The 23,627-nt window shown below is 60.9% G+C and carries 21 protein-coding genes and 2 pseudogenes; 16 read left to right on the forward strand and 7 right to left on the reverse strand.

Features of this window, described 5'->3' with window-relative positions:
- Window position 1 precedes the first annotated feature (1 nt).
- Entirely contained in the window at window positions 2-373 is a 372-nt protein-coding gene (locus tag P0R35_RS16005; RefSeq protein ID WP_284014768.1) for a SpoIIAA family protein, read from the forward strand.
- Here P0R35_RS16005 and P0R35_RS16010 read toward each other — a convergent pair.
- The 5 genes and pseudogenes from P0R35_RS16010 to P0R35_RS16030 all read right to left on the reverse strand — a co-directional run bounded on the left by P0R35_RS16010 (window position 351) and on the right by P0R35_RS16030 (window position 3,713).
- Window positions 351-2,063 (reverse strand): sensor histidine kinase, encoded by a 1,713-nt coding sequence (locus tag P0R35_RS16010; RefSeq protein WP_284014769.1) that lies wholly within the window; start codon window positions 2,061-2,063, stop codon window positions 351-353. The two genes, P0R35_RS16005 and P0R35_RS16010, sit on opposite strands and share 23 nt — an antisense overlap.
- A 302-nt stretch (window positions 2,064-2,365) precedes the next feature.
- Window positions 2,366-2,530: a hypothetical protein gene (locus P0R35_RS16015; RefSeq protein WP_284014770.1), complete on the reverse strand. Its 165-nt coding sequence runs from the start codon at window positions 2,528-2,530 to the stop codon at window positions 2,366-2,368.
- Between the two features lie 66 nt (window positions 2,531-2,596).
- Window positions 2,597-2,845 (reverse strand): DUF7542 family protein, encoded by a 249-nt coding sequence (locus P0R35_RS16020; protein ID WP_284014771.1) that lies wholly within the window; start codon window positions 2,843-2,845, stop codon window positions 2,597-2,599.
- A gap of 223 nt (window positions 2,846-3,068) precedes the next feature.
- Window positions 3,069-3,250: pseudogene (locus tag P0R35_RS16025) on the reverse strand (AbrB/MazE/SpoVT family DNA-binding domain-containing protein); the annotation flags it as partial.
- 130 nt (window positions 3,251-3,380) lie between these two features.
- Window positions 3,381-3,713, reverse strand: coding sequence for a DUF8153 family protein (locus P0R35_RS16030; protein WP_284014772.1), 333 nt, complete (start codon window positions 3,711-3,713; stop codon window positions 3,381-3,383).
- A gap of 297 nt (window positions 3,714-4,010) precedes the next feature.
- Here P0R35_RS16030 and P0R35_RS16035 point away from each other — a divergent pair, with 297 nt between their 5' ends.
- The 4 genes and pseudogenes from P0R35_RS16035 to P0R35_RS16770 all read left to right on the forward strand — a co-directional run bounded on the left by P0R35_RS16035 (window position 4,011) and on the right by P0R35_RS16770 (window position 7,063).
- Window positions 4,011-4,490 carry a hypothetical protein gene (locus P0R35_RS16035; protein WP_284014773.1) on the forward strand — a complete coding sequence of 160 codons (480 nt, stop codon included), beginning with the start codon at window positions 4,011-4,013 and terminating at the stop codon, window positions 4,488-4,490.
- A 152-nt stretch (window positions 4,491-4,642) separates the two neighbouring features.
- Window positions 4,643-5,466 (forward strand): annotated as a pseudogene (locus P0R35_RS16040) (ABC transporter ATP-binding protein).
- Window positions 5,467-5,694: 228 nt separating this feature from the next.
- Entirely contained in the window at window positions 5,695-6,528 is an 834-nt protein-coding gene (locus tag P0R35_RS16765) for a hypothetical protein (protein ID WP_432765059.1), read from the forward strand.
- 280 nt (window positions 6,529-6,808) lie between these two features.
- A complete protein-coding gene (locus P0R35_RS16770) occupies window positions 6,809-7,063 on the forward strand; it encodes a hypothetical protein (protein ID WP_432765060.1) in 255 nt (84 codons plus the stop codon).
- 294 nt (window positions 7,064-7,357) lie between these two features.
- Here the strand turns inward: P0R35_RS16770 and P0R35_RS16050 are convergent, their stop codons facing one another.
- Window positions 7,358-7,495, reverse strand: coding sequence for a hypothetical protein (locus tag P0R35_RS16050; RefSeq protein WP_284014774.1), 138 nt, complete (start codon window positions 7,493-7,495; stop codon window positions 7,358-7,360).
- A gap of 547 nt (window positions 7,496-8,042) precedes the next feature.
- Here P0R35_RS16050 and P0R35_RS16055 point away from each other — a divergent pair.
- The 8 genes from P0R35_RS16055 (at window position 8,043) to P0R35_RS16090 (ending at window position 18,386) form a co-directional block, all read left to right on the forward strand.
- Window positions 8,043-9,566, forward strand: a complete 1,524-nt coding sequence (locus P0R35_RS16055; protein ID WP_284014775.1) for a Druantia anti-phage system protein DruA — start codon at window positions 8,043-8,045, stop codon at window positions 9,564-9,566.
- Between the two features lie 26 nt (window positions 9,567-9,592).
- On the forward strand, window positions 9,593-10,552 hold the full coding sequence (locus tag P0R35_RS16060) for a Druantia anti-phage system protein DruA (RefSeq protein WP_284014776.1): 960 nt from the start codon (window positions 9,593-9,595) through the stop codon (window positions 10,550-10,552).
- Window positions 10,553-10,710: 158 nt separating this feature from the next.
- Window positions 10,711-11,382 carry a hypothetical protein gene (locus tag P0R35_RS16065; RefSeq protein ID WP_284014777.1) on the forward strand — a complete coding sequence of 224 codons (672 nt, stop codon included), beginning with the start codon at window positions 10,711-10,713 and terminating at the stop codon, window positions 11,380-11,382.
- Window positions 11,348-12,232 carry a hypothetical protein gene (locus P0R35_RS16070; protein ID WP_284014778.1) on the forward strand — a complete coding sequence of 295 codons (885 nt, stop codon included), beginning with the start codon at window positions 11,348-11,350 and terminating at the stop codon, window positions 12,230-12,232. The genes P0R35_RS16065 and P0R35_RS16070 overlap by 35 nt, the downstream gene beginning before the upstream one ends.
- Window positions 12,229-13,713, forward strand: coding sequence for a hypothetical protein (locus P0R35_RS16075; RefSeq protein WP_284014779.1), 1,485 nt, complete (start codon window positions 12,229-12,231; stop codon window positions 13,711-13,713). The genes P0R35_RS16070 and P0R35_RS16075 overlap by 4 nt, the downstream gene beginning before the upstream one ends.
- Window positions 13,710-16,718, forward strand: coding sequence for a hypothetical protein (locus P0R35_RS16080; protein ID WP_284014780.1), 3,009 nt, complete (start codon window positions 13,710-13,712; stop codon window positions 16,716-16,718). The genes P0R35_RS16075 and P0R35_RS16080 overlap by 4 nt, the downstream gene beginning before the upstream one ends.
- The gene (locus tag P0R35_RS16085; RefSeq protein ID WP_284014781.1) at window positions 16,663-18,138 is read left to right on the forward strand and encodes a DNA translocase FtsK; all 1,476 of its coding nucleotides are present in this window, start codon (window positions 16,663-16,665) and stop codon (window positions 18,136-18,138) included. Before P0R35_RS16080 ends, P0R35_RS16085 begins: the two co-directional genes overlap by 56 nt.
- A gap of 101 nt (window positions 18,139-18,239) precedes the next feature.
- On the forward strand, window positions 18,240-18,386 hold the full coding sequence (locus P0R35_RS16090; RefSeq protein WP_284014782.1) for a hypothetical protein: 147 nt from the start codon (window positions 18,240-18,242) through the stop codon (window positions 18,384-18,386).
- A 202-nt stretch (window positions 18,387-18,588) separates the two neighbouring features.
- Here P0R35_RS16090 and P0R35_RS16095 read toward each other — a convergent pair whose 3' ends face one another.
- Window positions 18,589-19,953, reverse strand: a complete 1,365-nt coding sequence (locus P0R35_RS16095) for a Cdc6/Cdc18 family protein (RefSeq protein ID WP_284014783.1) — start codon at window positions 19,951-19,953, stop codon at window positions 18,589-18,591.
- 1,070 nt (window positions 19,954-21,023) lie between these two features.
- Here P0R35_RS16095 and P0R35_RS16100 point away from each other — a divergent pair.
- The 3 genes from P0R35_RS16100 to P0R35_RS16110 all read left to right on the forward strand — a co-directional run bounded on the left by P0R35_RS16100 (window position 21,024) and on the right by P0R35_RS16110 (window position 23,626).
- Window positions 21,024-21,836 carry a cytochrome c oxidase subunit 3 gene (locus tag P0R35_RS16100; RefSeq protein WP_284014784.1) on the forward strand — a complete coding sequence of 271 codons (813 nt, stop codon included), beginning with the start codon at window positions 21,024-21,026 and terminating at the stop codon, window positions 21,834-21,836.
- A 421-nt stretch (window positions 21,837-22,257) separates the two neighbouring features.
- The gene (locus P0R35_RS16105) at window positions 22,258-23,100 is read left to right on the forward strand and encodes a PAS domain-containing protein (protein WP_284014785.1); all 843 of its coding nucleotides are present in this window, start codon (window positions 22,258-22,260) and stop codon (window positions 23,098-23,100) included.
- Window positions 23,042-23,626, forward strand: coding sequence for a methyl-accepting chemotaxis protein (locus tag P0R35_RS16110; protein ID WP_284014786.1), 585 nt, complete (start codon window positions 23,042-23,044; stop codon window positions 23,624-23,626). Before P0R35_RS16105 ends, P0R35_RS16110 begins: the two co-directional genes overlap by 59 nt.
- Window position 23,627 lies beyond the last annotated feature (1 nt).

Genomic DNA, 23,627 nt, shown 5'->3' on the forward strand with positions numbered 1-23,627 from the left:
CATGTACCACTACATCGACGACCGCAACGAAGGCCCCGTGCTCGCGATCCGGTTCGCCGACCGCGTGACCGAGGAGGACTTCGCGGCGCTGAGCGACGACATGAACGAACGGATCGCCGAGTACGGCTCCGTCCGCCTGTACGTCGAGTTCGACGGGATCCCGCGACCGGAGCTGGACGCGCTCGACGACGACCTGAAACTGTGGCGCCGCTTCAGCGACGACATCTATCGGTTCGCGATCGTCGGGCAGGGGCGCCTCCTCGCGTGGGCCAGCGACGTCGCCGACCGGCTGACGGACGTCGAGGTGGAGTTCTTCGACCACGACGACCGCGACGAGGCGTGGGACTGGATCAGCGAGGGGATCGCCGCCTGACGCCGCCGTCGGTCGCGGTGGCGTCGGTGACGGCCGTCACGTCGGCCGACGCCGGCTCCCCGGTCGCGAAGTCGAAGCGCGCGCCGCCGGCGGCACCCTCGCCGGCCGAGACCGTCCAGCCGTGGCCGGCCGCGACCGCCGAGACGATGGCGAGGCCGACGCCGGTGCCCCCGTGGTCGGTGGTGACGCCGGGGTCGAACACCGTGTCGCGGTCCGCCTCGGGGATGCCGGGGCCGGTGTCGGCGACGTAGAACCCCGACGGCGACGACCCGACCGTGACGTCGACGTCGGCACCGCCGTGTTCGACGGCGTTGCGGAACAGGTTCTCGAACGCCTGCGCGAGCCGCTGGCTGTCGGCGGAGACGAGGTCGTCCGCGTCCACCGACAGCGAGGCGTCGTCCGTCTCCACTTGGTCCCACGCGCGCTCGGCGACCGTGCCCAGGTCGACCGGCGTCGGGTCGGCGACGTCGTTGCCCGTGCGCGCCAGCGTCAGGAGGCTCTCGATGATCTCGTCCATCCGGTCGTGGGCGTCGGCGATCGTCTCGAAGTGCTCCGGGTCCGGGTCGCGTTCCGCGAGGTCGGCGTGCCCCATCGCGATCGACAGGGGGTTGCGGAGGTCGTGCGAGACGACGCCCGCGAAGCGGTCGAGCCGTTCGTTCTTCCGTTCCAGCTGTCGTTCGTGCTCGCGCCGCTCGGTGACGTCGTGCAGGACGTACAGTCGCGCGCCGCCGTCCGGGTCGTCGTCCGACAGCGCGATCTTCCGGCAGTCGAACCGCCGCGTCCGGTCGCCCGCGACGGTCAACTCGGTCGTCGTCCCACAGGGCGCCGCCAGCAGCGTCGGCACGGGCGCGGCGTCGACGGTCGCGAGGTCGGTCCCGACGCCTGCGGCGTCGTCCAACACCGCCGCCGCCGCGGGGTTCCGGTCGAGGAGGCGGTCGGTCCGGTCGGTGACGAGGATCGCGTCGGTGACCTCGCTCAAGATCGCGTCCCGCTCGACCGGCGAGACGGTCAACAGCTGGTACCGCGCCAACGCGACCGCGACGGCGACGCCGAACGCCGACAGCGCCACCGGCGTCAGGTCGATTATCGTGTACCCCGAGATGTAGGAGGCGACGCTGGCGCCGATGGGGACGACCGCGCCGAGCGCGACCAGCGCCGACTGCTGTTTGTACACGAGCGGGGCGCGGAGGCTCGTCGAGACGAGTTGGAGCAACCCGACGGCGACGAACAGATACGAGTACGCCAGCGCCGCCACGAACAGCGGGCCGTGGACGACGTCGAGGGCGGTGTACGACCCCCACGCGACCAATCGCGCCTCCTGTCGGACCAACGGCTCGGTCGCCGGCATCCACATCGCGAGCCCCGTCGCAACCGGCGGGAACGCGAGCACGGCGGCGAGGCGGGGGGTGATCGCGTCGGCCTTGCCGGCGTACGCGAGCGCGAACGCACAGAACGCCAGCGGGGTGAGGAAGCCCGGGAGGTACTGGACGTTGTTCCAGAACAGCTTCCACGCGACGTCGGTCGACAGCAGCTCGAACGCGTAGGTGAGCGACCAGAACGCGACGAGCGTCATGAGCCCGATGAACACGGGCGCGCCGTCGGTGTCGCGGTTGCGCCACCCGACGAGGGCGGCGCCGGTCGACAGTGCGGTCGCGAGTGCGAGCAGCAGGCCGATGGGGGGGAACTGCACCAGTTCACTTCAGCAACAGATCCGAGACCAATATAGGTTCGCCACCTGCCATCGACACCGAGACTCGGCGTGGCGAGTCCGGCGGCCTCGCCGTGACCGAGAGAGTTTTTCCCTTCGACGGCGAACCCCGAGTCGCCATCGCTGTGGGAGCGGGGCTCGTGCCCCGGACAGCCGTGGCATCTCTCGGTCCTTCGGCGTGACGCCGCGACTGGACGGGGATGCGGTGTCACGTCGGCGGGCACAACCGACCCGCGAGCGACGGCGCCGGTCGCGGCCGCGACTGCGTTCGACGAAACCGCCTCTCAACTGTTCCGCGACAGGCCCCGCGTGAAGTAGTCGTCCCCGCGGACGGTCGCGGACACGTCCACGAACGCCCCGTCGCCACACCGACCGCACGCCGTCGGCTCCCCGACGTCGGCGTGGACCGCGTCACAGGCCTCACACACGTAGTATCGCAGGCCGAGCACACCGACCGTTCGGTCCGCACGGGCTAAACGGGCGCGGCCCGCGACCGGCGTCCCCCTCCGGTCCGGTCAGGCGTCGTCGCCCGACTCGGGACGGTCGAGCAACGGCGTGTCCGCGTTCGCACAGCCGTCGCGGCCGCAGACCCCGGCGTCGTCGCCCGCGCGCTCGACTCCCGCGGCGAGCCGGCCGATCGCCCAGTCGGCGACGTGGCCGGTCTCGCGCTCGTGGTCCGTCATCGCCGTCCGGGCGTGGCGCAGCGAGTCGAACGATTCCTCGTACGCACAGTCGGTACAGCGGACCGTCGCCGCGGTTGGCATCGGGTCTACGGAGGGGCCGCGGCGGTATCAATCCCGCTATCGTCGACTCCCCCGAGCTGCTGACCGTGGAGGTACTCGAGGTGCAGTCCACCTTCGATCAGCCGGGGACAGTCTCCGAGATCGCCGTCCGGTGCGACACCCATCCCTACACGGTCAACCGCGTCCGCAAGTTGGTCCGCGACCGTGGTGTCGTCGGGACGGACGGCAGTCGCTGCGCGGTCCTATCGAAGTCGGCGAACATACCCGATTGCTGTCGGGTCACGTGGACGCGGTTGCTCCCGTCGGCTTCGAGTTGCCAACCGAGTTGATCCCCATCGTCGATGTCGAGGTTCCGGCGGATCCGGGCCGGGATACCGGCTTGGTTCCGAGCACTCCTCTTTCGGCGGCGATTCTCTCGCTACTCATCTCTCCTGTACCGTAGCGGACCGTCGATATCCCAATGTGCGCCACACAACCCGATGACAGCGGAGCGATCCAGACGGTGGAGGTGGCGATTTCTACTGAAGCACGCGATCGAACCGACGGTTCCACCGGCTCACAGGTCCTCGAAATCAGCAACGACGGTCGCCATCCCGAGAAACAGCAACCCGAAACCGGCGATCCCGGCTGGGATCGACGCTTGGAGGAGGAACATGCCGGTGAGTGCGCCAACGCCTCCGACGATAGCTGCACGCTTCCTCGCCGGGGCTGCAGCACGGTTGAGAGCAACGAACGCCCGACGATGGGTGACCACCATCGAGGTCACAGTCACGTACAGCGGGAACAACGACATCGCGAGCAAGTGATCTTCGCTGGCGACTTCGACGGCGGTTGCCGTAACCAGCAGCCCGACAGTCAGCGACACAGCGTATCGGAGGGCGGGGTGCATACCCTGCTTTGGGAGAACGGGGGAGTAAAACACCCCTGTCATGGATACCGATAGGGCATCTCATCAGTGAAGCACGAACGCAGCGTGCTGCACGTCTCCGCTGTGTGCGATCAGTTCCACTCGGTCTCCGGAATTTCAACACATCCCCTGATTCCGCACGCGTATCTACCCCGGGTCGCAGGGACACCTGCCGAGCACTGGAGGGGCTGATATCCCGAACCGGTCCGTCGGTAAGTCGTCAAATCGAATACCAACGCGCGAACAGTAGCCGACAGGATGCGACTGGCCTCCCGACGAGTGATCCTCACCGGCTTGCTGACCTGTCTCGTACTGGTCGCCGGGGGCACGGCACTGCTCTCCGACGACGAGACCCAGATCCTCATCGAGAACGAGCGAGAGTCGAGTTATCAGGTCACGGCGTATCAAATCGCCCAGGAGGATCGGCGAGAGCTACGCTTCGAGGTTACCACGGGCGAGGGACGGCAGCGACTCGTCGGGATGGAGGCACTCCGGACCGAAGCGAACTACACCGACGTCACACCCGCCGACCCGGTACGTTCGGACCGCGTGCCCACAGTCCGGAACGGCAACAGTACGAAGTTCGTCGGCGACTGGAACCGGAGTCAGTTGACCGTCTACGTCGTCGAGTCGCATCGAAACGAGCTGGTGGACGTCCACGTCACGGGGTGTGCGCGCGACATGGCACTCACGTTCGCGACCGTTCAAGACGGGGGCTTCACAACTACGTCGCGCTGCGTGCAGGACGTGCACCGGTAACCCCGACGCCCGAGGCGTTCGTGGGTGAGGTTCGGTCGACGATGCGCGCGCCAGTCGATCCCGACGCCGTGGAGCGGACGCGGGTACGCGCTCTCGGGGTGCGCCGTCACACCAAACCGTTAACCTTCCGGGTGGCCGGAGGGGCGACCGTGATGCCCTCCGGCGAGGCCGCCATCGAGACGACCGACCTGCGCAAGTCCTTCGGCGAGGAGGTCGCCCTCGACGGCCTCTCGCTGGCCATCGACCCCGGGACGGTGTACGGGTTCCTCGGCCCCAACGGCGCCGGCAAGACGACGACGATGCGGATCCTCACCGGGCTGTCGCGGCCGGACGGCGGGAGCGCCCGCGTCGCCGGCGTCGCCGTCGACGTCGCCGACCGCGCCTCCTCGCCGACCGCGTCGGCTACCTCCCCGAGACGCCGCCGCTGTACGAGGAGTTCAGCGCCCGCGAGCAGTTGGAGTACGCCGCCGACCTCCGCGACATCCCCCGCACGACGGCGGACGCCCGGATCGAGGAGTACCTCGCCTCGTTCGACCTGGTCGAGGACGCGGACCGGCGGATCGAGACGTACTCGACGGGGATGCGCCAGAAGACCGCCTTCATCCAGACCGTGTTGCACGAGCCCGACGTGCTGTTCCTCGACGAGCCCACGTCGGGGCTGGACCCCCGCGCCGCCCGGCGCCTGCGCGAGTCGATCGTCGAGTTCGCCGCCGCCGGCGCCACGGTGTTCCTGTCGACCCACATCCTCCCCGTGGTCGAGGCCGTCGCCGACGAGGTGGGGGTGCTGTTCGACGGCCGCCTCGTCGCCGAGGGCTCCCCCGATGCGGTCCGCTCGCGGGCCCGGACCGGCGACGCCGGGTCGCTCGAGGACGCCTTCCTCGCGGTCACCGGCGGTCGCGACGACGTCGGCGAGGACGGAGACGGAGGCGAAGAGGTTGCACGCGACCGCGACGCGGCCGCCGACGGGGAGCGATGACGGCCCGCGACGACCTCCGCCACGGCCTGCGGATCGGTCGCGCCGAGTTCGTCCGCAGCGTCAGGCAGTACGCCCACGACAGCCGACGCCTCGCCGGGATCGCGATCCTCGTGCTCGTGTTCGGGGGGAACCTGCTGTTCAGACTCCCGGACGTGTACGCGTTCGGCCGGACGGCTGCGGCCGGCGCCGCCGTCCCGTCCCTCGGCGTCCGGGGCCACCCTCGCCCCGGTGGCCCTCCTGCTCGTGGCCGTCTTCCGGACCCTCGAACGGATCGGCCGGATCGACGGCGAGGCGTTCGTCCTCACGGCCGTCCCCGTCCGCGCGGCGGTGGTCGGCCTGCTGGTCGCCGAGACCGCCCGCCTCGCCCTGTGGTTCGGCCTGCCGATCGCGGCGGTCGCGACCGCGTTCGCGCTCGGCGCCGGCGTGCCGCACGTCCTCGCGACCGGGGCCGTGGTCGCCCTCCCGATGGTGTGTGCCGTCGCCGTCTGGGGGTACGCCGGCGGGCTGGCGCTGTTGCGGCTGTTCCGCGTCGCCCCCTCCATCCGCAGGCTGGTGAAGGTGGGCGCCCTGCTCGGGCTCGTCGGCCTCGTCGCCGGCTCGCAGTTCCTCGGGCGCGCGGTCGTCTCGGGCGAGCTGGCGGTCCCCGACGGCACTGCCCTCACCGTCGCGCCCCTCGCCGAGTACGCGTCGCTCGCGTTCCTCGGGACCCCGTTCGGCGCGCCGGTCACGCCGGCCGCGGTCGCCGTGCTCGTCGCCAGCGTCGCGTCGGTGCCGCTCGGCGTGCGCGTCGCGACCGCGCAGGCGTCGGCCCTCTGGTTCGCCGACCGGTCGTCCGGTGCCAGCCGGGGGCGGTCGAGAGCGCCGGCGGCTTCGCCCCGCCCGGACCGTTCGCCGCGACGACGGCCGCCCGGGTCGCGTGGGGCCACCTCGTGCGCGCCGGCAGACGCCCGCAGGAGTTCACCCACCTCGTCACCGGCGTGTTCTTCGTCGCCCCCGTCGGGACGGCCGCCGTCGAGTTCACCTCGGCGCTGGGCCCGCTCGTCGCGGGCGCGGGCGTGCTGATCGGGACGTACCTCGCCGGCGCGACGTTCGGCCTGAACCCGCTCGGCGACGACCGCCGCCACCTGCCGGTCGTGCTCCTCGGCGGCGCGACCCCGCACACGGTGGTCCGCGGTCGGGTGCTCGCCGGCGTCGCGCTCGGGGTGCCGTTCGCGACGCTCCTGCCGCTGGCGTCCGTCGCGGTCGGCACCGCCCCCACACGGGGGTCGCGCTCGCGGCTCTCGGCGGCGCGCTGTGTGTCGCCGCCGCCCTGTTCGCCGTCGGCGTCGGCGCCGCCTACCCCGTGTACGAGGAGCGGGAGTTCTGGGGGGCGGAGACGGTCGTCCCCTCGACGCTCCCGATGCTCGTCGTCCTGTTCGTTGTGTTCGGCGGGACGCTGGTCGGTACGGGTGCGACGGTCGTGCTCACGACCGGCGCGGTCGCTCCGAGGGTCGCCGCCGTCGTCGCCTTCGCCGTGTACCTGTGCTTCACCGTCGGCGTCTCCGGCGCGTCGTATCGGTACGCGGTCCGGCGGTACCGGACGTACACGCTCGAGTGAGGCGACCCCGGCCGTCGTTGTGCGACGGCGTCGTGTGTCGATCCGGCGTTCGCTCGTCGGTACCGGGTGCTGTACGACCGCGACCAACTGTACCGACCCGTGATGCGTCGACGGACCGCGGTCGAATTGCGGACGTCCCCGGGGTGTGGCCTGTTTCGCTGGCGACCGGGACGGGGATCGGACGGGCGCGATGGACGGCCCATGCACGTCCTTTAGGGTCCCTCCTTCGCCACCCGGGCTTGCTACAGCCATCCCTCCCTCAAGACGACCGTCCCTGAGGTCCGTTTCGACGGCTCATGTGTCACCGCCAACCACGTCCGAACCGAACAGCTCGATAGTTGTCAGCCTGCCCGCCGTGCCAACCGTGAGGTAGAGTAAGTCCGCGCTCGAGTCGAGGAGTTCTGTGACGAGGATCACGTCCGCGGCGGCCATCAGGCCTCAGTTGAGCGCGTCGCTATTCATGTTCTCGCCGGTCGCTTCGACGAGGTTCCTGTACAGGCGGTCGCGCTGGTCGGTGTCGTGAATACGCATCTCGTTCTTACACATACACCCGCGAATCCTAGTTCTGTCGCCTCACCGAACCCGGTCTGATTTATATACTGCCGGCCGATTACCGACGATCGGCGAGGGTCGGCGGGTCACGGGTCACGCTCGAGGAGCGATGCACATGGCCGTCGCGAGCGGATGTGCAATTCGAGAGGCGACCGACTTCGGGACGTGAAACCCCGTGTGGTCGTGCTCCCCCTCGATCAATCGGAAAATACGAACTGTAGATGTGAAGAAATTGAGAACCGCAGCATAAGTAGGATATCTGGCAAACAGGTTAGCTAGTTGGAAATGGTTGAGCTTGAAATATGAGAGAGGTCACAGACACGCCAGAGATGGAAATTGGTTCTTGGGCGACCACCAGGGGGCGTAGCGTTACCCTTTTTACTCTGAGCTGGAAGGGTACACTACCCAAAGGGTCTCTCTACAAATGATGAATGACCTTGTCTACGATGAAAACTCGCCATCGTACTTTCAGCCAAATCTCTCTGACGGGTATCTCGACGAATTGGACCGTCTCTTTGACCGAATCTGTAAATCACCTAATGACCGGGAGAAGGTCATAGAGACCAAGATTGAGGAGGTCGAAGGACGGCTACCCGACCATGAACCTGCGAAGGGGTCACAACAGCGAGAGGAGTATATTGAACTTCAGAAGTACATTGGAGTTCTCAGAGTCCTCCATGACATCGCCGAAGTAAGATATCACATAAAGAAAGATCCCGACGAGATCGAAGGCTATCCCCCCGTAGTTGTCTACCCGCCTGATCCGGATCGGTTTAGCGACAATCCAGACAAATATAAGCAAATCGAACAGCGAATTCTCGAAAAAGAGCGCAGGGCTCAATTCGATAAGTCTACACGGGAATTCATTCGGACGATGGAGAATCCGTCACGTCATAAGGGGCGTCGAATTGACGTGACTGATCTGATCGTTGATGGAGAAGAGTTCTACCAAGACCTCCACCATCTACAGGACCTCGAACGCGACGAGATTACTGAAGAATTAGATGACCTCATTCAGCCGTACGTTCAAGTGGCTGAGAGTGGTGTTACGGACCCACATACAGGATACGATCTCCACGACATCTGGCGATATTTCCGATATACTTGGCGGACCCCGTACAATACCGTCCCCGGACGGAACATCAATTTCCTGATCAGAGACGCCGCGAGGGAGCTTCACCCTGTAATGGGGATTGCTTCTATCGCTAGCTCAATGATGAATTTAAAGCGCCGCGATCAATACCTCGGCTGGCGACTCGACTCGGTTGAGGAGGGGCTCAAGCGGGAAAAGCAGGTCAATATGGTCGAGCATCAACTCCCAAAAGAAGAGCGAACACCGGACCAGCAGACCGTGGAAAAGCCGGTCACTAATTACCTTGAGACGGAACAAGAGTGGGAAGAGCGATCAAAGAAGCACTGCCAGTTCATTCGATCGGCAGTGGAGAACTCAATTGAGGAGAGTATCCAGAATATCCGACATGACGACTTCCTCACGCGGTTTGATGATCTGACCGAGAGAGATTTCAAAAAAGCCACAGAGACTGCGTTTACTCGTCTAAAACAATTGGAGGGGATGGGAACGTACGTATTCAAGGGGAAGCCACATATTCTCCAAGAAGACGAAGACTCTGAAAACTTCGAGAACGTTTTCGATCCTTCCGAGTTCGAGCTCCGGGAGTCAGACCTCCGAGATCTTGACATTGAGGACACGGATCCAGATAGTTATGACAAGACCACTCTTGACACGATTGGAGTTTCCAAGTCAGATCTCGAGGCACTAGTTCTCGCTGATGTGGATGAAGAAAGACGGGAGTATGACCACCAAGAGTTCGAACAACGTCTCCAGCAAGCATTCCCCAGCGACATCGAATTAGACACGTTCTCCGAAGTTCCGATTGATTTGGAGGCGACTAAATTGGATAGTTTTGGTCCCCTCGAGCGGAAGAGATAGAAGATAGAGTTGCCTATCTGGGTGCAGTGATTAAATTCCGGTTGAAGAGCGAAACGGCGTTGTTCATAAAGAAACGCGCACACACCCTCCAGAAACTACTGAGGGACCGGGAGTTCTTCCTCAATCATAGTGATATCAAGGATGACAGGGAGTTTATCGAGGCTGCTCTGGAGTCTGAAGCAGGGAGACGTGCACTCCGGACCGCCCTCAAGGAAACAAAAAAGCGTCGTGTCGGTGCAGGAATGATGAATATTCAGGTCTGTGGTGCTATTCCACCGTACAGTCACCTTCTTGGCGGCAAACTTGTCGCGATGGCATTGACAGGTCCTGAAATCATTAATACATACCGTGAGAAGTACGCAGGGTACGAGTCGAAGATCGCGAGTGCGATGAAAGGCGCACCCGTGGTCAAGCAGAATGAGTTGGTTTTCCTGGACACGACAGGTCTGTACAAAGTAGGAAGTGCGCAGTATGACCGGGTCCGAGTGCCAGCACCGAACGGGCAGATTGAGTACGAGGATATCGGTGAGACCAGTGGATACGGCTCGGTCCAGTTTGGAGCAAAGACACGTGAGCAACTCGCTACCGTGACGGAGCTATTAGAAGACCGAAAGGCAGTCCGCGGCAGATTTGGTGAAGGGGTCGCCCCCAAAATGCGCCAGATTCGCCACGGAATGGAAAATTTAGGACTTGATGGCGACCTGCTCAAACATGAGTCGCCTCGTGTGATCTACGCAGTCCCGTTATCCGAGGAGTTCAGAGATTATCTCTTTGGACTCGTTGATTCTCCGGAGTACTACTGGTCGATGGACGATACTGCTCAAGAGCAGCAATCAATCTATGACCATTGGAAGTACAGATGGGTTAGTAAGCGAGTCCAACGCGATCAGACTCTAGACGGAATCAAGGCGTTCGATCCCATTGAGGACCTGTCCATAGGTCATGAGATCGACTTCCGAAATCACTCGATTAGCGACTTTTTCTGATTCAATACGTCAGTCGTCTTGTGCTACTGGGGCCTGCCGTTTAGGACGTAACAGAGTCGTCAACGAATGGCATTTTGAACGACAGATTCGACAGGCAGGATTAAGTATAGTCTCTACACTACTCAGTGACAGATAACCGCTCTATGGCTACGGAACGAATGACCACAGGCAAGAATTTCCTCGCGAGGCTCGCTCGGGGAGGTTTTGCTGAAAGTTTGTCATCTGACCAGCGACGGTCAGTCCACATTCAGACATCACTCGACGACTTTCTTCGCACTGCGCTTGATGAAGGAAAGCAAATAGTTCTAACCGGCAATCCTGGTGACGGAAAGACGCAGCACATTCTGATGTGTCAGGATGAATATCCGGAAGGAGAGTACTACTATCTCCTCGACGCCTCTGAATATTCGGATTACCATGAGTTATTGAAAGAATGGTCTAAGGCTTACAACGAAGAGAAAGCCGGAATTCTCGCGATCAACGATGGTCCGCTGTATGAAATGGCGGCGCGATACAGCGAGGAGTTCTCGTTCCTTGAGACGGTGCAGAAGCAGTTGGAAAATCAGATAATCTACAGTGAGGAAACTGCACCAGAGATTGATTTTGAGGATTTGGTGGTGATCGATCTGAACAATAGGGAGGTTCTCACAGCGGCAATCGTCAGTGAAGCCATTCAGAAGTTGGCAAAAAACTTCGCTATGAAGGGTCACGACCATTCCGGTACGTGTCACATACAATATAACGCCAAAAAACTCCAGAACAGTAGGATCAAGGATAACCTCGTAGATTATCTGTGTGAATTGGGGAACTACGACGAACGTTACTATTAGAGATCTGCTCAATTTCCTTGGCTATATAATAACGGCCGGCATTGATGAGTGCCAGACCGACTTCGGAGAGGCGCTACACTACTATACTCTCGCATTCGAAGGTAACGGAACTGTCTTCGACTTGGTTCGGCGTCGGTTTGACTCCCCAGATCTCGTCCATCCTTTCATTGACAGCCGCCTATGGGCGGTTGCAGAGGAAGAAGCCGACTTTTCTGACCGTGATGATGCGGACGAAGTGGTTGCTCCGCTTTTCGAGGTCAAAAAGCAGCGTTTCCTCTTCGAAGATGAGATAATGGATCTGGGGTACAGCAGCCGAGACCTCTACCAAAATCTACCTTACGATTTCATCAATCATCGTAATGGGATGTCCTCCACAGGTCAAAAAGAGGACATCATCCGAAAAATCAATGGCTACTTTGCCCCGAACGCTTCGCGACCACGTTTGCGGTTGTGGCTCTCTCACCGGTACAGGTCTAAATCGTCCTTGGCGTTGGTCTCGCGAACGACGGTACCCAAACGGGAAATGAGACTCCAGAAACCACAACTGCATCCAGAGATCGCTGGCACAATCGGATATACACCGTCCCACACTGCGATAGAATATAAGAACGGAGGCGACCCGATCCGCCTTCGAATCTCTAAGAGCCTCTATAGGGCCATCGGTGCACTTGACGCCAACATTCCCTACACGCTCCGAGATCGGGATGAGGAACAACAGATCTTGGAATTCATGGAGGAGATAGAGTATCACGAAGATTACAGTGAAGAAACTGGTGAAATCATGGTGAAGGACACGGAAACGGGGAAAGTAGAGCGAATTGATGTTGAGGACTCCATTTACAGAGAATGAGTCTGAAACTAAACGATGTCAACGGTGACGCATCTGAGTGGGCGTACGGATTCAAGGCGACAAGCAGATCACTGAAACCTGTTCACGTAGCTCAGGTTGTCTTCAGCCATACACTTGGGCAAACATCTGATCCAGAGCTTCTGTTCGAGTTTACAGAGAAGCCGGGCAAGAAGCCATCCGAAGAGCTACCTGAGGAGGTACTCGATAAGTTTGATATCGATAGTCGGGACAAAGAAGAGCGACTCGACGAGATCAGATACACACTCCGCAAGGTGCTTGCGAATGACAATGCACTGTATGCGAATACTCGTGGGTCAGCCCCGACAGCGACCAGTGATTGGTTCGTTACAGATCCGACAGCAGGCGTGAACGTCGGTCGGTTCGTTCATTACCTTATTTCGGAATCGAATAGTGATCTCGAGTCAAATCTCCAGACACAGCTTACGGATCATCATGATACTGTCTCCGTGTTGTTCCGGCCGCTAGCAAAGGATGCCGAGCAGAGTTCCGCGTCTGTCTCTAGTTGGAAGAAGCCGGATTCAGATGACCCGACCACGAATGAGAAGATCGTCCCAGATCTTGTCGAAGGCTTCGGGACATTAGGTGAACACCTGAAATCCCCTGTCGCTGGTCGAATTAATTATCCGCGGGACCTCCGGAGGGTGGTCAAGTTTGGTGGATTTGCACTTTACCTTTTCATGGCAAATCGGCATAACGAAATTCGCACAGATGGGAACGAGCGTAGCCAAAGGTTGCCACTGGTGTTCAACTACACGCGTTCAAGAGATAACCCAGTTGCAGATGCTAGTCTAGAATGCTACGACACAGTTGGAACAGAGGTCAAAGCCACATCTCGCCTCGGTGTTGAGGCCATTCTTGATAAACGCGGTTTCCGTGACCCATCTGAGTATGACGAAGACGGGATTAAGGAAAAAATCGAGAACAAGACGCTCCTTGACCTCAAGCGAAAGAAGGAATCAAAAGAACAAGATGATTATGACACATTCCGATACCTGTTCGAGGGGGACCCAGCGGAGGATACATTCGACCGATTGGTTAACACAGTTAGCGACGCGATCAACCAATCTAGGTTCAAGACGTATACTCCGGTAGACACAATCCAGACGTTTGGCTGGCGTGCCGGATTCGTAAAGCCGCGTGGTAATCGGGCGAATGAACGCCGTTTCTCACCAGATCCAGAGGTTCTCGAGGCAATAATTCTGTCAGTGATGGAACCTGGCGAGCGAATAGCACTCCGTAAGTTATGTCAACGACTCCGACAGCGATACGGAATCATCGTCGGTGGAACCAATCAAGACCGCGACCACCTTGAGGAATGGGACATTGCAGTGGGTGCCAGTCGGACTGAGGCTGACCCGCTGTCGAACCGGAATTTCGAGGAGTTCAAGCAGGTGACGATCAATCTCGGATTTGGTCGTGAGTACGCTGATGGCGTAACCATCGTTTCCACGGACCAATGACGATTCGAGAGTCAGACCTCCCCCAATCTGGGACCGATAAAGAAGAACAGAGCGAGATACTGACCGGAGAAGCACTTGGAGAGTGTGTCGCTGAAACCCTTCGCAATGAGTCGCTAGGGGTGATGGTTGAGTCACCTCCCCGGTTTTCTGCCGAGACGATGATTGCCAGACTCAACGAGAGAACATCTTACTCAATCGGGATGGCGATCGTCGGAATCGCCGAAGCAGATGTCACCGAGCTCGCTGAGTTCGCTGAAGACACATCTGTTCGGGTGACAGAGGAACTATCGACTGCGATCAAGTGGCGGAACGAGACTGAGACTGAATTTTCATGGGGAGATCAAAAGGTTCCCGACCGGATCGTAGTATTCGTCCGTGGGGACCCACCGAAGCTCAACTCGCTTCATCGACTTACTGGTCTGCCACTGGGGAGGGTCCGGGTTGCTATATGTGACCTCATGTCCCAGCGAGACGAATTCTCGGGGAATTCACCGGCTGAGGCGTTTTGGGAGGCCCTTGGAAGTGGGATCGAGTCGAATCTCACGATCAGATCCATTGCACGGTTTGCAGTCTCGTGTCTCAAGGATACTAATCAAGAGTCGTTAGATGCAATTGGGCAAGAACTCCATGAATTGAGTCTGTTCGCAGATTCGGGGCTTCTCAGCGACGCTGCTGAGATTGAAAATCGACTGATACGGAACGGTGAGTTAGTCGACCGAACAATCCATATAACAAACAGGGACCGAAAGCGGCTCATCAATAGTATCAAGAACAGCAATGAAGGCGGTCGGAATGAACAAGCTGCATTCATTGAACGCTTGCGGAGATTCCAGCGTACTAATGACGATGGACTGCTTGCTGAGTTGGAGTTCGAGAAGGTCGCAGATGCATTTGACACGACATCCAAACGTCTGACTGATGACTCTGGTAAAGGTTCAACGGATGGGACAGCCGGGAAGGGCTCTACATCAAGCCGATACAACCGTCGAACTGACGGTGAGTCTGTCGGGATTGAGTTAGTTCATCAAGGGGAGATTGAGGAAGCCTCAACGCTCTCGCAACAACTTGACAAAGATCTTGATGAAGCCATTGAGAATGACGAAAAGCGAGTAGAGGTTGACTTCGGGGACGATGAAAAGCTCATTATTGACGTTGACTCGGATCTGACTCATTTCATCAATCGATTCATAACCGAAGACCGGTTCGGCGGAATCGTCAAGGGGGGGAGTTCGCGGACAGAGTGCATCTCTAATTACACGACACTTGATCTGGAGTATTTCCTCGTCGAAGAGGATGGTGGGAGCTTCCAAAAGATGCGGAAGTTCGCAGAACGGAATGAGGACTTCGAATCACTTGTTGAGTCATTCGATGCGTACCTCGAGGCTCGAGGAGACTTACTGCCAGTACTCAAGTCGCTCATTCACCGTCCACTCGTCAGGCTTGTCGGCGACGACGACCTCATGGAAAAGGCTCAAAACTACCTCTCAGTGTACCAGAAAACTCAGAAGACACTGGACCGGAAGTACATGAGCCTGAGAGACGCAAGCGCTCAAGGAGCTCGACGGTTGCTCTCTGATTTCCTCTTGTTGGACACAATTATCCTGGATCGAGAAAGTGGACGAGAGTTGATTCTCTCGCCGCTGCATCCACTTCACCTGTGGAAGTATGTTGAACTTGCAAAGGCAGTGCGAGAGAGTGACGGGAAGCTTTCGGAATCGGATTGGAAGTTCTTGGAAACGACGGTCGATGAGCAGCCGCATGTACTTAGCAATATCACCGTCGGTGGTGGCCGACTGCTAAATGAAGAGACGTATCTCATCCAGTCGGATGAGTTGGCAACGCTACCAATCTACACTGAAGCAGATCGTGCGGAACCCGGAGACAACGTGTATCTCTGGGATTACCTGATTTCGAAATTCAATCAGGCATACCCTCCCTCGAAAAATCACTTCAAGATCAGTATTGTCGACCCGATCAGGCCGTCACAGGTCCTCAAATCTATCGTCGATGCAGCAGAGAACGAGTCACTTAGCGGCGCTACAATCGAGTTTATTTATGTTGATCAGGAAGAAAAACCACTGCTCTCTGGGGCAACTTCAAATGAAGAAGAAGCAATTATCAACTTGTTTGGTCCGGAAGGTGAATCAGACGCTTTCAACATCTTAACTAGAGAGTGTCGAGATTACGATGAGGTTGCTGAACACCTCAAGGCAAACCCGAAACACGCCGTAATCATCAATGACCAATCCAAGTTCTTCGTTGAGGAGTTTGAGCGGGACATGGACACGTCGATCAATCCCCTATACGTTCCGAAAGAGTTCAGCTATGACGCCTTTGAGGACATCATCAACATTAGTGCATCCTCAGAAGGTCAGCTCTTCTCGGAATACCAAGATCTTATCAACCAATTGAATAACCAACGGACGAAGTTCCACAACTCCGGCGTTCATCAGTTGACAGTGTCAGAGGATTTTGTTGATAATCTTCAAGATTCAGCTATCTGGGTATGTGTCTCGACGCCCTCGATGAATTCGGATCCATTCTGGGAATCGGGCCTCATCTCGAGAGAGCGACGCGGTGATCGCGAGTACGCGATTTACTCCGACGATGTCGACTTATTCACCAGAACGCTCCGAAGGATCCTCAACGAATACCCTATCGCGCCGGAAAATGCGGACATAGAAGAGATTGCTCGCCGTATTGCCGACACTGAGCGAAGTGGTCTGTTGAAACTCATTACCGAGGAGACGATCGGGAGTCAAGACTCACGCAACTCGAAGGGATTGCTTGGATCGATCATTGCTGTCCAATGGCAGATGAGCGATACGAGGATCCGAAACTCATCTTCTCTATCGATGACCCGAGAACGCGGAAGTGGCTCAACTTCGGTGATTCGAACCGACGGTCGACTTCATCGTCGTACAACAATCAGAGAGCGGTGGCCTCGATATGGATATCATAGAGGTGAAGACGCTCAACGAACCCGACACTGCGTTCAGCATTGAGACAAGGGAGGGTGATGAGGTTGCGACAGGCAAGGCAGTCGAACAGATCACCGAAACAACGAACACAATTCGTCGGTTGTTCGAAGGTGACGACAACATCACAACACCTCCCCGCCGTGAGGCACTTAGAGAGCAACTCTATTACGAGTTAATCGGAGGAGACGTGCCGGGAGACAAAATGGAGTGGACTGACCGAGTCAACGAGGTCTTCCGTGGAGATGCCCAGATGAAAGTGAACTCCAGGATTGTCTCTGTGGAGATTAACTCTGCCGCGACCTCAGATGCATCTCTGGACTGTTTTACCGAAGATCACCAGAGTCTCACGATTACGCGGTTACCGAAACAGACCGTCGTTCGGCTACTGATGTCGGGTCAGGACTTCGAGTCAGAATCACCTGACGATGCGTCGGAAACCGTATCTGAGACGGAAGAGACAGGCGATGACAGTGATACAGGCTCTGGACAAGAAGACGTCCAGGAGGAGAAAGTAGACAACGTCTCGGATGACAATAGTGGCTCAGAAGAGGCTAAGCCAGCGGAATCAACAGTAGATGAGTCTGAAGCATCGGACTCATTTGGAGACCCAGCGGACTACGCGGATCAAGTGGAGACGCTCAAACGGGTGTTGTACGAGTACAACATCAAAGTCGAATCAATTGATCCAGATAACGTAGAGGTTGGTCCAAACCTGATTAGATACAAGGTCGAACTCGGGTCTGGTCAGGGACAAGGCCCCCTCGAAAAGCGCGCTGAGGACATCGCTCGCGAAATGGCACTGGAACGAGAACCGTTCATTCATAGGCTCCCTGGAACGCCATTCGTCGCCGTTGACGTTCCCAGAGATGAAACCGCGGTTGTTCACATTGAGGACTATTTAGATGACCTATCACAGCGCGAAGAGCTGACTCTTGGTGAAATGCCGTTCATCGCGGGGATCAATCCCGCAGGAGAAAGCTATCCTGCGATGCTTAACGAGGCACCCCACATGCTGGTGGGAGGAACTACTGGTAGTGGGAAGACGGTATTCTTGTACTCGCTACTCACGTGTCTCCTTGATCGATTTGCCTTGGACGAACTACGGCTCGCGATCGTTGATCCCAAGATGACGAACTTCATGTTCTGCAATCAACTCACCAATCTGGAACACGAGAAGGTGATTACAGATGATGATGCGGCTGCAGAGCTATTCGACTGGATCGTCGATGAGGAGATTCCTCGCCGGATGGAAGTCCTCAGTCAGAGCGGTAGTATCGATATCAACGACCACAACGAACGAAGTGACGACCAACTTCGCCCACTCGTTGTGTTCATCGACGAGTACGCCGACCTCATTGATGGCTTGGGAGACGAGAGTGACGAATTCGAGGAGAATGTGCGTCGAATCGCCCAGAAGGCTCGAAGTCTGGAATTCATCTGGTGATCTCGACTCAGCGGCCAAGTGCGAAAATTATCGATACGGATCTCAGAGCTAATCTCGACATGCGAGTCGCGTTTAGGCTTCCCTCTGCATCAGACTCGCAAGTGATACTCGACGAATCCGGAGCAGAAGACCTGGGCGGAAACGGTGACATGCTGTTCCGTGAGCCGGATGGCATAACGAGATTGCAGGGTGCGTTTGTCGATCCAGAGTATCTTCGAAACCTGATCGATTCCAAGGTCAATCAGTAGTCTGTACATTATATATTGCGTGTAGATTTTCACCCCACAAATAGCCCCTTATTGTCACTGGAACAAACGTAAGCTGACACCCGGTGCAGGAATCTGGCAGTCAGACGCTTGCCGACGAAACCCCGTGGACACCTCTGCGAAATTGCGGACACCCCCGGGGGCGGGAGCAGGGATCGGCGGGCCCCGATATGCTCGGAGTGGCCTACTCGCGGAGCCAGTTTTGCGTCATCGTGTTGAAGTCGACGTCGTCGAACCGCGAGACCGCCTCCAACACGTCGAGTGCGGTCGACGGCTCGACGCGCAGTTCGAACGTGTACGCCTCGCCGCCGACCGACCCGGAGGCGGACTTGCGCGCGCGGATGATGCTGAGCATGTCGAGTTCGATCAGGTGGTCGCGCATCCGCCGTTGGGCGAGTTGGTCGGCGTCGATGTCGTTGGTGAGCGACTTGTACACGTCGTACACGTCGCGGGTGCGGACGTCCGACTCGTTGGCGAGTTCGAGGATCGTCACCGCCGCCAGCGCGAGGTGGCCCTGCGTGGTGAGCTGTTCCATCCCCTCGATGATGGCTTCGCGTTCGGCCTCGTCTTGGGCGAGGCGGACGTGGTCGCCGAGGACCGTCGGGCTGTCCTCCGACTCGGCGATCGCGGCCGCCTTCCGGAGGTACTTGATCGCCTGTCGCGCGCTCCCTTTGTCCTGGGCGGCGTAGGCGGCACACAGCGGGATCACGTCCTCCGAGAGCACGCTCGACTCGACGCCCTGCAGGGTACACGCCGTCCGGTCGATCCCCTTCGCCTCGAACGCCGCGTCGAGCGACTCGTCGTCGCCGCCGAGGTCGACGGAGATGGAGAAGCGGTCCCCGTCGGGCCCCTCGTACACGAGGTCGGTGTCGTGGAACGCCTTGCTCGCGCGACGCGAGAGGATGTCCCGGAGGTCGTTGGCGTCGTACGGCGCGAAGAAGATCGAGTCGTCGTACAGGCTGTCCTTGGCCGCGGGGTCGAGGTTGTCGCGCCACTGGAGGTCGTTGCTGATCCCGATGACCGAGGGGTACACGTCGTCGTTGACGTAGTCTTTGTCGCGTGCCCGCGGGAGCGAGTAGAGGATCTTGTCGTCCGTGCCGAGGTTGTCGATCTCGTCGAGCACGATGATGATCGTCCCGCCGACGTCGTTCATCGCCGCCCACAGGTGGTCGAGCACCTTCTGCATCGGGTGGCCGTTCGGGTTCGGCCCCCCGAGCTCCTCACACAGACCGCACGCGAGCGTGTAGCTCGAGGAGATCCCCTCACACGAGAACAGCACCGTCGTGAGTTCGAGGTCCTCCGCGGCGGCGAACGCCTCCAGTTCCGCGAGCTCCGCCTTCGCGGCCGCGGTCTTCCCCTGTCCCGCCTTCCCCGAGAGGAAGGCGTTCTCCGCGCCGACGCCCCGGGCCGCGGGCTTCAGCGAGCGGCGGAGCTTGAGGATCTCCTCGCGCCGCTCCGGGAGGGTCGAGGGCGTGTGGTCCTCCTTGAGGTAGCCTTCGCCCCCGGTGGCGAAGATCTCGGAGGTCGTCGAATACGGCGATTGCCCCATCACCCACACTCGTGGGTTCCATCCCCATAAACCCCCCTGTCCGCAATGTCTGACGCGTCCGGCACGTCCGGACGACCCCCGGGATCGTCCGCAAATCTTGTCGGGAGCCGGTCGTGACGGCGGTGCGCCCCCCACCCGGGCCCCCGGGGTTGTCCGCAATTATACCCGAACACGTGTGTGGGGGTGTGGGCACGTCGAGGGCCGTTCGCGGCCGATCGGCGGTAGACAGGACGATTGCGGACGGCACACTAACTAACTAACTAACTAAACTGTTTCTACTAGCTAGAGTGAGTGAGTGAGTAGAGGTAGTGAGCGACGCGAGTCGCTAGCTCAAGATGAACGCTTCAGCCGAGTATATACGTGTTACTGGGACAATCGAGCGCAGCCGGTCGAACCGGCCCCTCCCGTTCGTGGCGGAATTGCGGACGACCCCGGGGGCCCCCGTCTTGTACCGACCTTCCGATGGTAGACACCGGTTTCAGCGGGCCAACCGTTCGGTCTCCCCGCCATCCGGTGCTTACAGCACGCCGCCATCGGACGCACGAGCGACGTTCGAGGCCACCGTCACGCGTGACAATTGCGGACGACCCCGGGGGCCCGGGTAGCGCCCGCCGATCGCCGGGTCGGGATGCAGTCGACCGCCGGAGCCTATTACCCCACGTTCAGATGTGGGATATCCGGTCGTTCGTCGAGCGACGCCACCGACCGGGACGGAGACCTCGGGCCGGCGACCCGTGACTCGTCCGTCCGAGAACACGAATTGCGGACGACCCCGGGGTGTGACGGGCGGTCGACGCCGGGGTCGACGTTCCCGTCCCCGACAGCGGCGGCGGGACAGCGATCGAACACCAACGAGTGGCAGTCCGGGAAACGGACCGATGCATCGACCGCTGGACGAGCACGGGACGCGCCGCCGTCGATTGCGGACACCACCGGGGGTGGTCCCCGCCGGGCGACCGTCCAGTGGGGCCGCCGTCCACGACACCGAGGACCGCCTGGCCCCGGCAGCGGCGTTCCCCGTCCGCACGGGAGCGCGGTGGTTATTTCAGCACGCCCGTTGACACGAACCCATGGACGCGACCGACGCGGCGGGCGCCGAGCACGACGCGGGCGCCCACACGAGCCGGTGGCCGATCGTCGCCGCGGGCGGCGCGGCGGCGCTGTACGTCGGCGCCGGCGTCGCGATGGCCGGGGGTGACGCGCTCCCGTCGACGCCGCCGTTGGTCGTGGCGGCGCTGGGGCTGGCGGTGCTCGTGGGCGGCCTCGCCGGCTGGACACGGGAGGCGTTCCTCGGCGGCGGTGCCCACACGACTCACGGGGAGAAACGGTCGCGGCTGTACGTCGGCGGGATGTGGCTGTTCCTGCTTTCGGACCTGGCGACGTTCGCGGCCGGGTTCGTCTACTACGCGTTCGTCCGCTCGGGGACGTGGCCGCCCTCGGAGCTCCCGCCGCTGCTCGGGTCGCTCGTGCTCGCGAACACGGCGATCCTCCTCGCGAGCAGCGTCACGGTCCACTTCGCCCACGACGCGCTCGAGGCTGGCGAACGACAGCGGTTCCTCGGCCTGCTCGGCGGGACGGTCCTGCTCGGCGCGGTGTTCCTCGTCGGCCAAGCGTACGAGTACTACGAGTTCATTACAGCCGAGTCGTTCACCCTCTCGGACGGCGTGTACGCCAGCGCCTTCTACGGGCTGACCGGGCTCCACGGCCTCCACGTCACCCTCGGGGTGGTCATGCTCGCGATCCTCTTCGTCCGAGCGCTCCGTGGCGGGTACGCCGCCGGCGGCGACACCTCGGTCCGGACGGTCTCGCTGTACTGGCACTTCGTCGACGCCGTCTGGGTGTTCCTCGTCGCCGTGTTGTACGTCGGCGCCGTCGTCGGCTGATACGGTCCGGCTTCCCGACCGCCGAGCGACACACGTGGAATCGCGGAACCTAACTCGGGCACATCGCCGGTCACAGTACCCCACATTGTAACGTGGGGTAATCGGGCGATCGCCTCACTACGACTCCGCCGCCGCTCCCGCCGAGGCCGGACCGGCTCAACTGCGGGCGGACGAACCACGTGCTCGGCTGTTCCGGCGCGGCCAGTGTCTCGACCGCGTCGGCGTCCCGGACGGTCGCCGACTCCCGACCGACCCCGCGCCGAATCGCGAAACTGGGACCTACGGCAGAAGGCTTATCGCGGTGAGTTCGAACCCCCAAGCGACACGGTAGCACGCCACGCGGGACGACAGCCCCCCGTGGCGGACGACCGGACGGGGGTGGGGACGGCCCCGCCACAGCGACCACCGGATGTGACCACGAATGACCCCGGACCACCCCGAACACGCCGACGACCGGACGTACCAACGGACGATCGAGGGCACCGAACCGGACGAGCAGAAGGACCGCGATCGACTCCGTCGCGAGCGCGACGAGTGGCGCAATCTGTTCACCCAACTCGTCGAGGAGTTCCCCGAACCGATCCTCGCGGTCGACGACGAGCGGGTGTTGCGCCACTTCAACGGCGCCGCCGAGGAGCAGTACGGCCGGTCGCAGGCGGAAGCGATCGGCACGACGGGGTACGAGTTCTTCGGCACGGAGGGGAAATCGGAGATCCTCGCGGAGACCGTCGCGCGTACCGGCGAGGCGGTCCGCGAGGAGGAGTATCGAAAGGTGCCGACACCGGACGGCGACATGTGGGTCCGCGCCATCGCCGTGCCGATGGAGACGCTCGACGGGGAGGTGATCGGCTCGGTCGAGATGACGCCGGTCGTCACCGACCTCGTCCGCCAGCGGGAGCGGATGACCGCGGCCCAGCGGACGGTCTCCGAGGAGGTCCGCGCGGCCCTGCAACGACTCCGGGGTCCGCCGAGAGCGTCGCCGACAGCCGGCCCGCAGCGCCGCGATCGCGAACGACCAGCACGGGAGCATGGAGGCGGTCGTCGGCGGCGTCGCCGACCTGAGCGCGAGCATCGAGGAGATCGCCGCGACCGCACGCGAGGTCGAGACGACCAGCGCACGCGCGGAGGAACTCGCCCTCGACGGGCGGTCCGCGGCGCGGGAGGCGATCGACGCGATGGAGTCCGTCGACGCGGCCGGCGACGAGATGGCGAGCGACGTCACGGCGCTGCGCGAGCGCATCGCGGAGATCAACGGGATCGTTGAGGTGATCGACGGGGTGGCCGAGCAGACGAACATGCTCGCGCTCAACGCGTCCATCGAGGCGGCGCGGGCGGGGGCGGCCGGCGAGGGGTTCGCGGTCGTCGCCGAGGAGATCAAAGACCTCGCCAACGAGTCGCGCGAGCAAGCCGGCGAGATCGAGGCGACGGTCGACGACGTCCAGGAGACGACCGCCCGGACCGTCGACGGGATCCGCGAAACGAACGAGGAACTGTCCGCCGGGATCGAGCGCGCCGAGGCCGTCACCGAGGCGCTGTCGGACATCGTCGAGGCAGTGAGCCGGACGGCCGAGGGGATCGCCGACGTCGCACGCGTGACCGACGACCAGGCCACGGGCACCGAGCAGGTCGCGACGACCGTCGAGGAGGTGGCGACCCGGGCACAGGAACTGGCGACCGAGATCGACACGATCGTCGACGCGAACCGCGAACAGAGCCGACTCGTCGAGGGGATCGACGAGTCGATCGGGTCGCTGGAGCGGGAGCTGTCGGCCGTCAGTTCCGACGGGTGAG

It is taken from the genome of Halobaculum litoreum (assembly GCF_030127125.1).
GTDB classification, from domain to species: Archaea; Halobacteriota; Halobacteria; order Halobacteriales; family Haloferacaceae; genus Halobaculum; species Halobaculum litoreum.

Bases quoted from the DNA above. Each gene is read 5' to 3' on its own strand.
- P0R35_RS16055 (WP_284014775.1), top strand. From the start codon at position 8,043: ATGAATGACCTTGTCTACGATGAAAACTCGCCATCGTACTTTCAGCCA.
- P0R35_RS16110 (WP_284014786.1), top strand. From the start codon at position 23,042: ATGGCGAGCGACGTCACGGCGCTGCGCGAGCGCATCGCGGAGATCAAC.
- P0R35_RS16095 (WP_284014783.1), bottom strand. From the start codon at position 19,953: ATGGGGCAATCGCCGTATTCGACGACCTCCGAGATCTTCGCCACCGGG.
- P0R35_RS16005 (WP_284014768.1), top strand. From the start codon at position 2: ATGTACCACTACATCGACGACCGCAACGAAGGCCCCGTGCTCGCGATC.
- P0R35_RS16065 (WP_284014777.1), top strand. From the start codon at position 10,711: ATGACCACAGGCAAGAATTTCCTCGCGAGGCTCGCTCGGGGAGGTTTT.
- P0R35_RS16020 (WP_284014771.1), bottom strand. From the start codon at position 2,845: ATGCCAACCGCGGCGACGGTCCGCTGTACCGACTGTGCGTACGAGGAA.
- P0R35_RS16085 (WP_284014781.1), top strand. From the start codon at position 16,663: ATGGATATCATAGAGGTGAAGACGCTCAACGAACCCGACACTGCGTTC.
- P0R35_RS16100 (WP_284014784.1), top strand. From the start codon at position 21,024: ATGGACGCGACCGACGCGGCGGGCGCCGAGCACGACGCGGGCGCCCAC.
- P0R35_RS16075 (WP_284014779.1), top strand. From the start codon at position 12,229: ATGAGTCTGAAACTAAACGATGTCAACGGTGACGCATCTGAGTGGGCG.
- P0R35_RS16080 (WP_284014780.1), top strand. From the start codon at position 13,710: ATGACGATTCGAGAGTCAGACCTCCCCCAATCTGGGACCGATAAAGAA.
- P0R35_RS16030 (WP_284014772.1), bottom strand. From the start codon at position 3,713: ATGCACCCCGCCCTCCGATACGCTGTGTCGCTGACTGTCGGGCTGCTG.
- P0R35_RS16050 (WP_284014774.1), bottom strand. From the start codon at position 7,495: ATGGCCGCCGCGGACGTGATCCTCGTCACAGAACTCCTCGACTCGAGC.
- P0R35_RS16105 (WP_284014785.1), top strand. From the start codon at position 22,258: ATGACCCCGGACCACCCCGAACACGCCGACGACCGGACGTACCAACGG.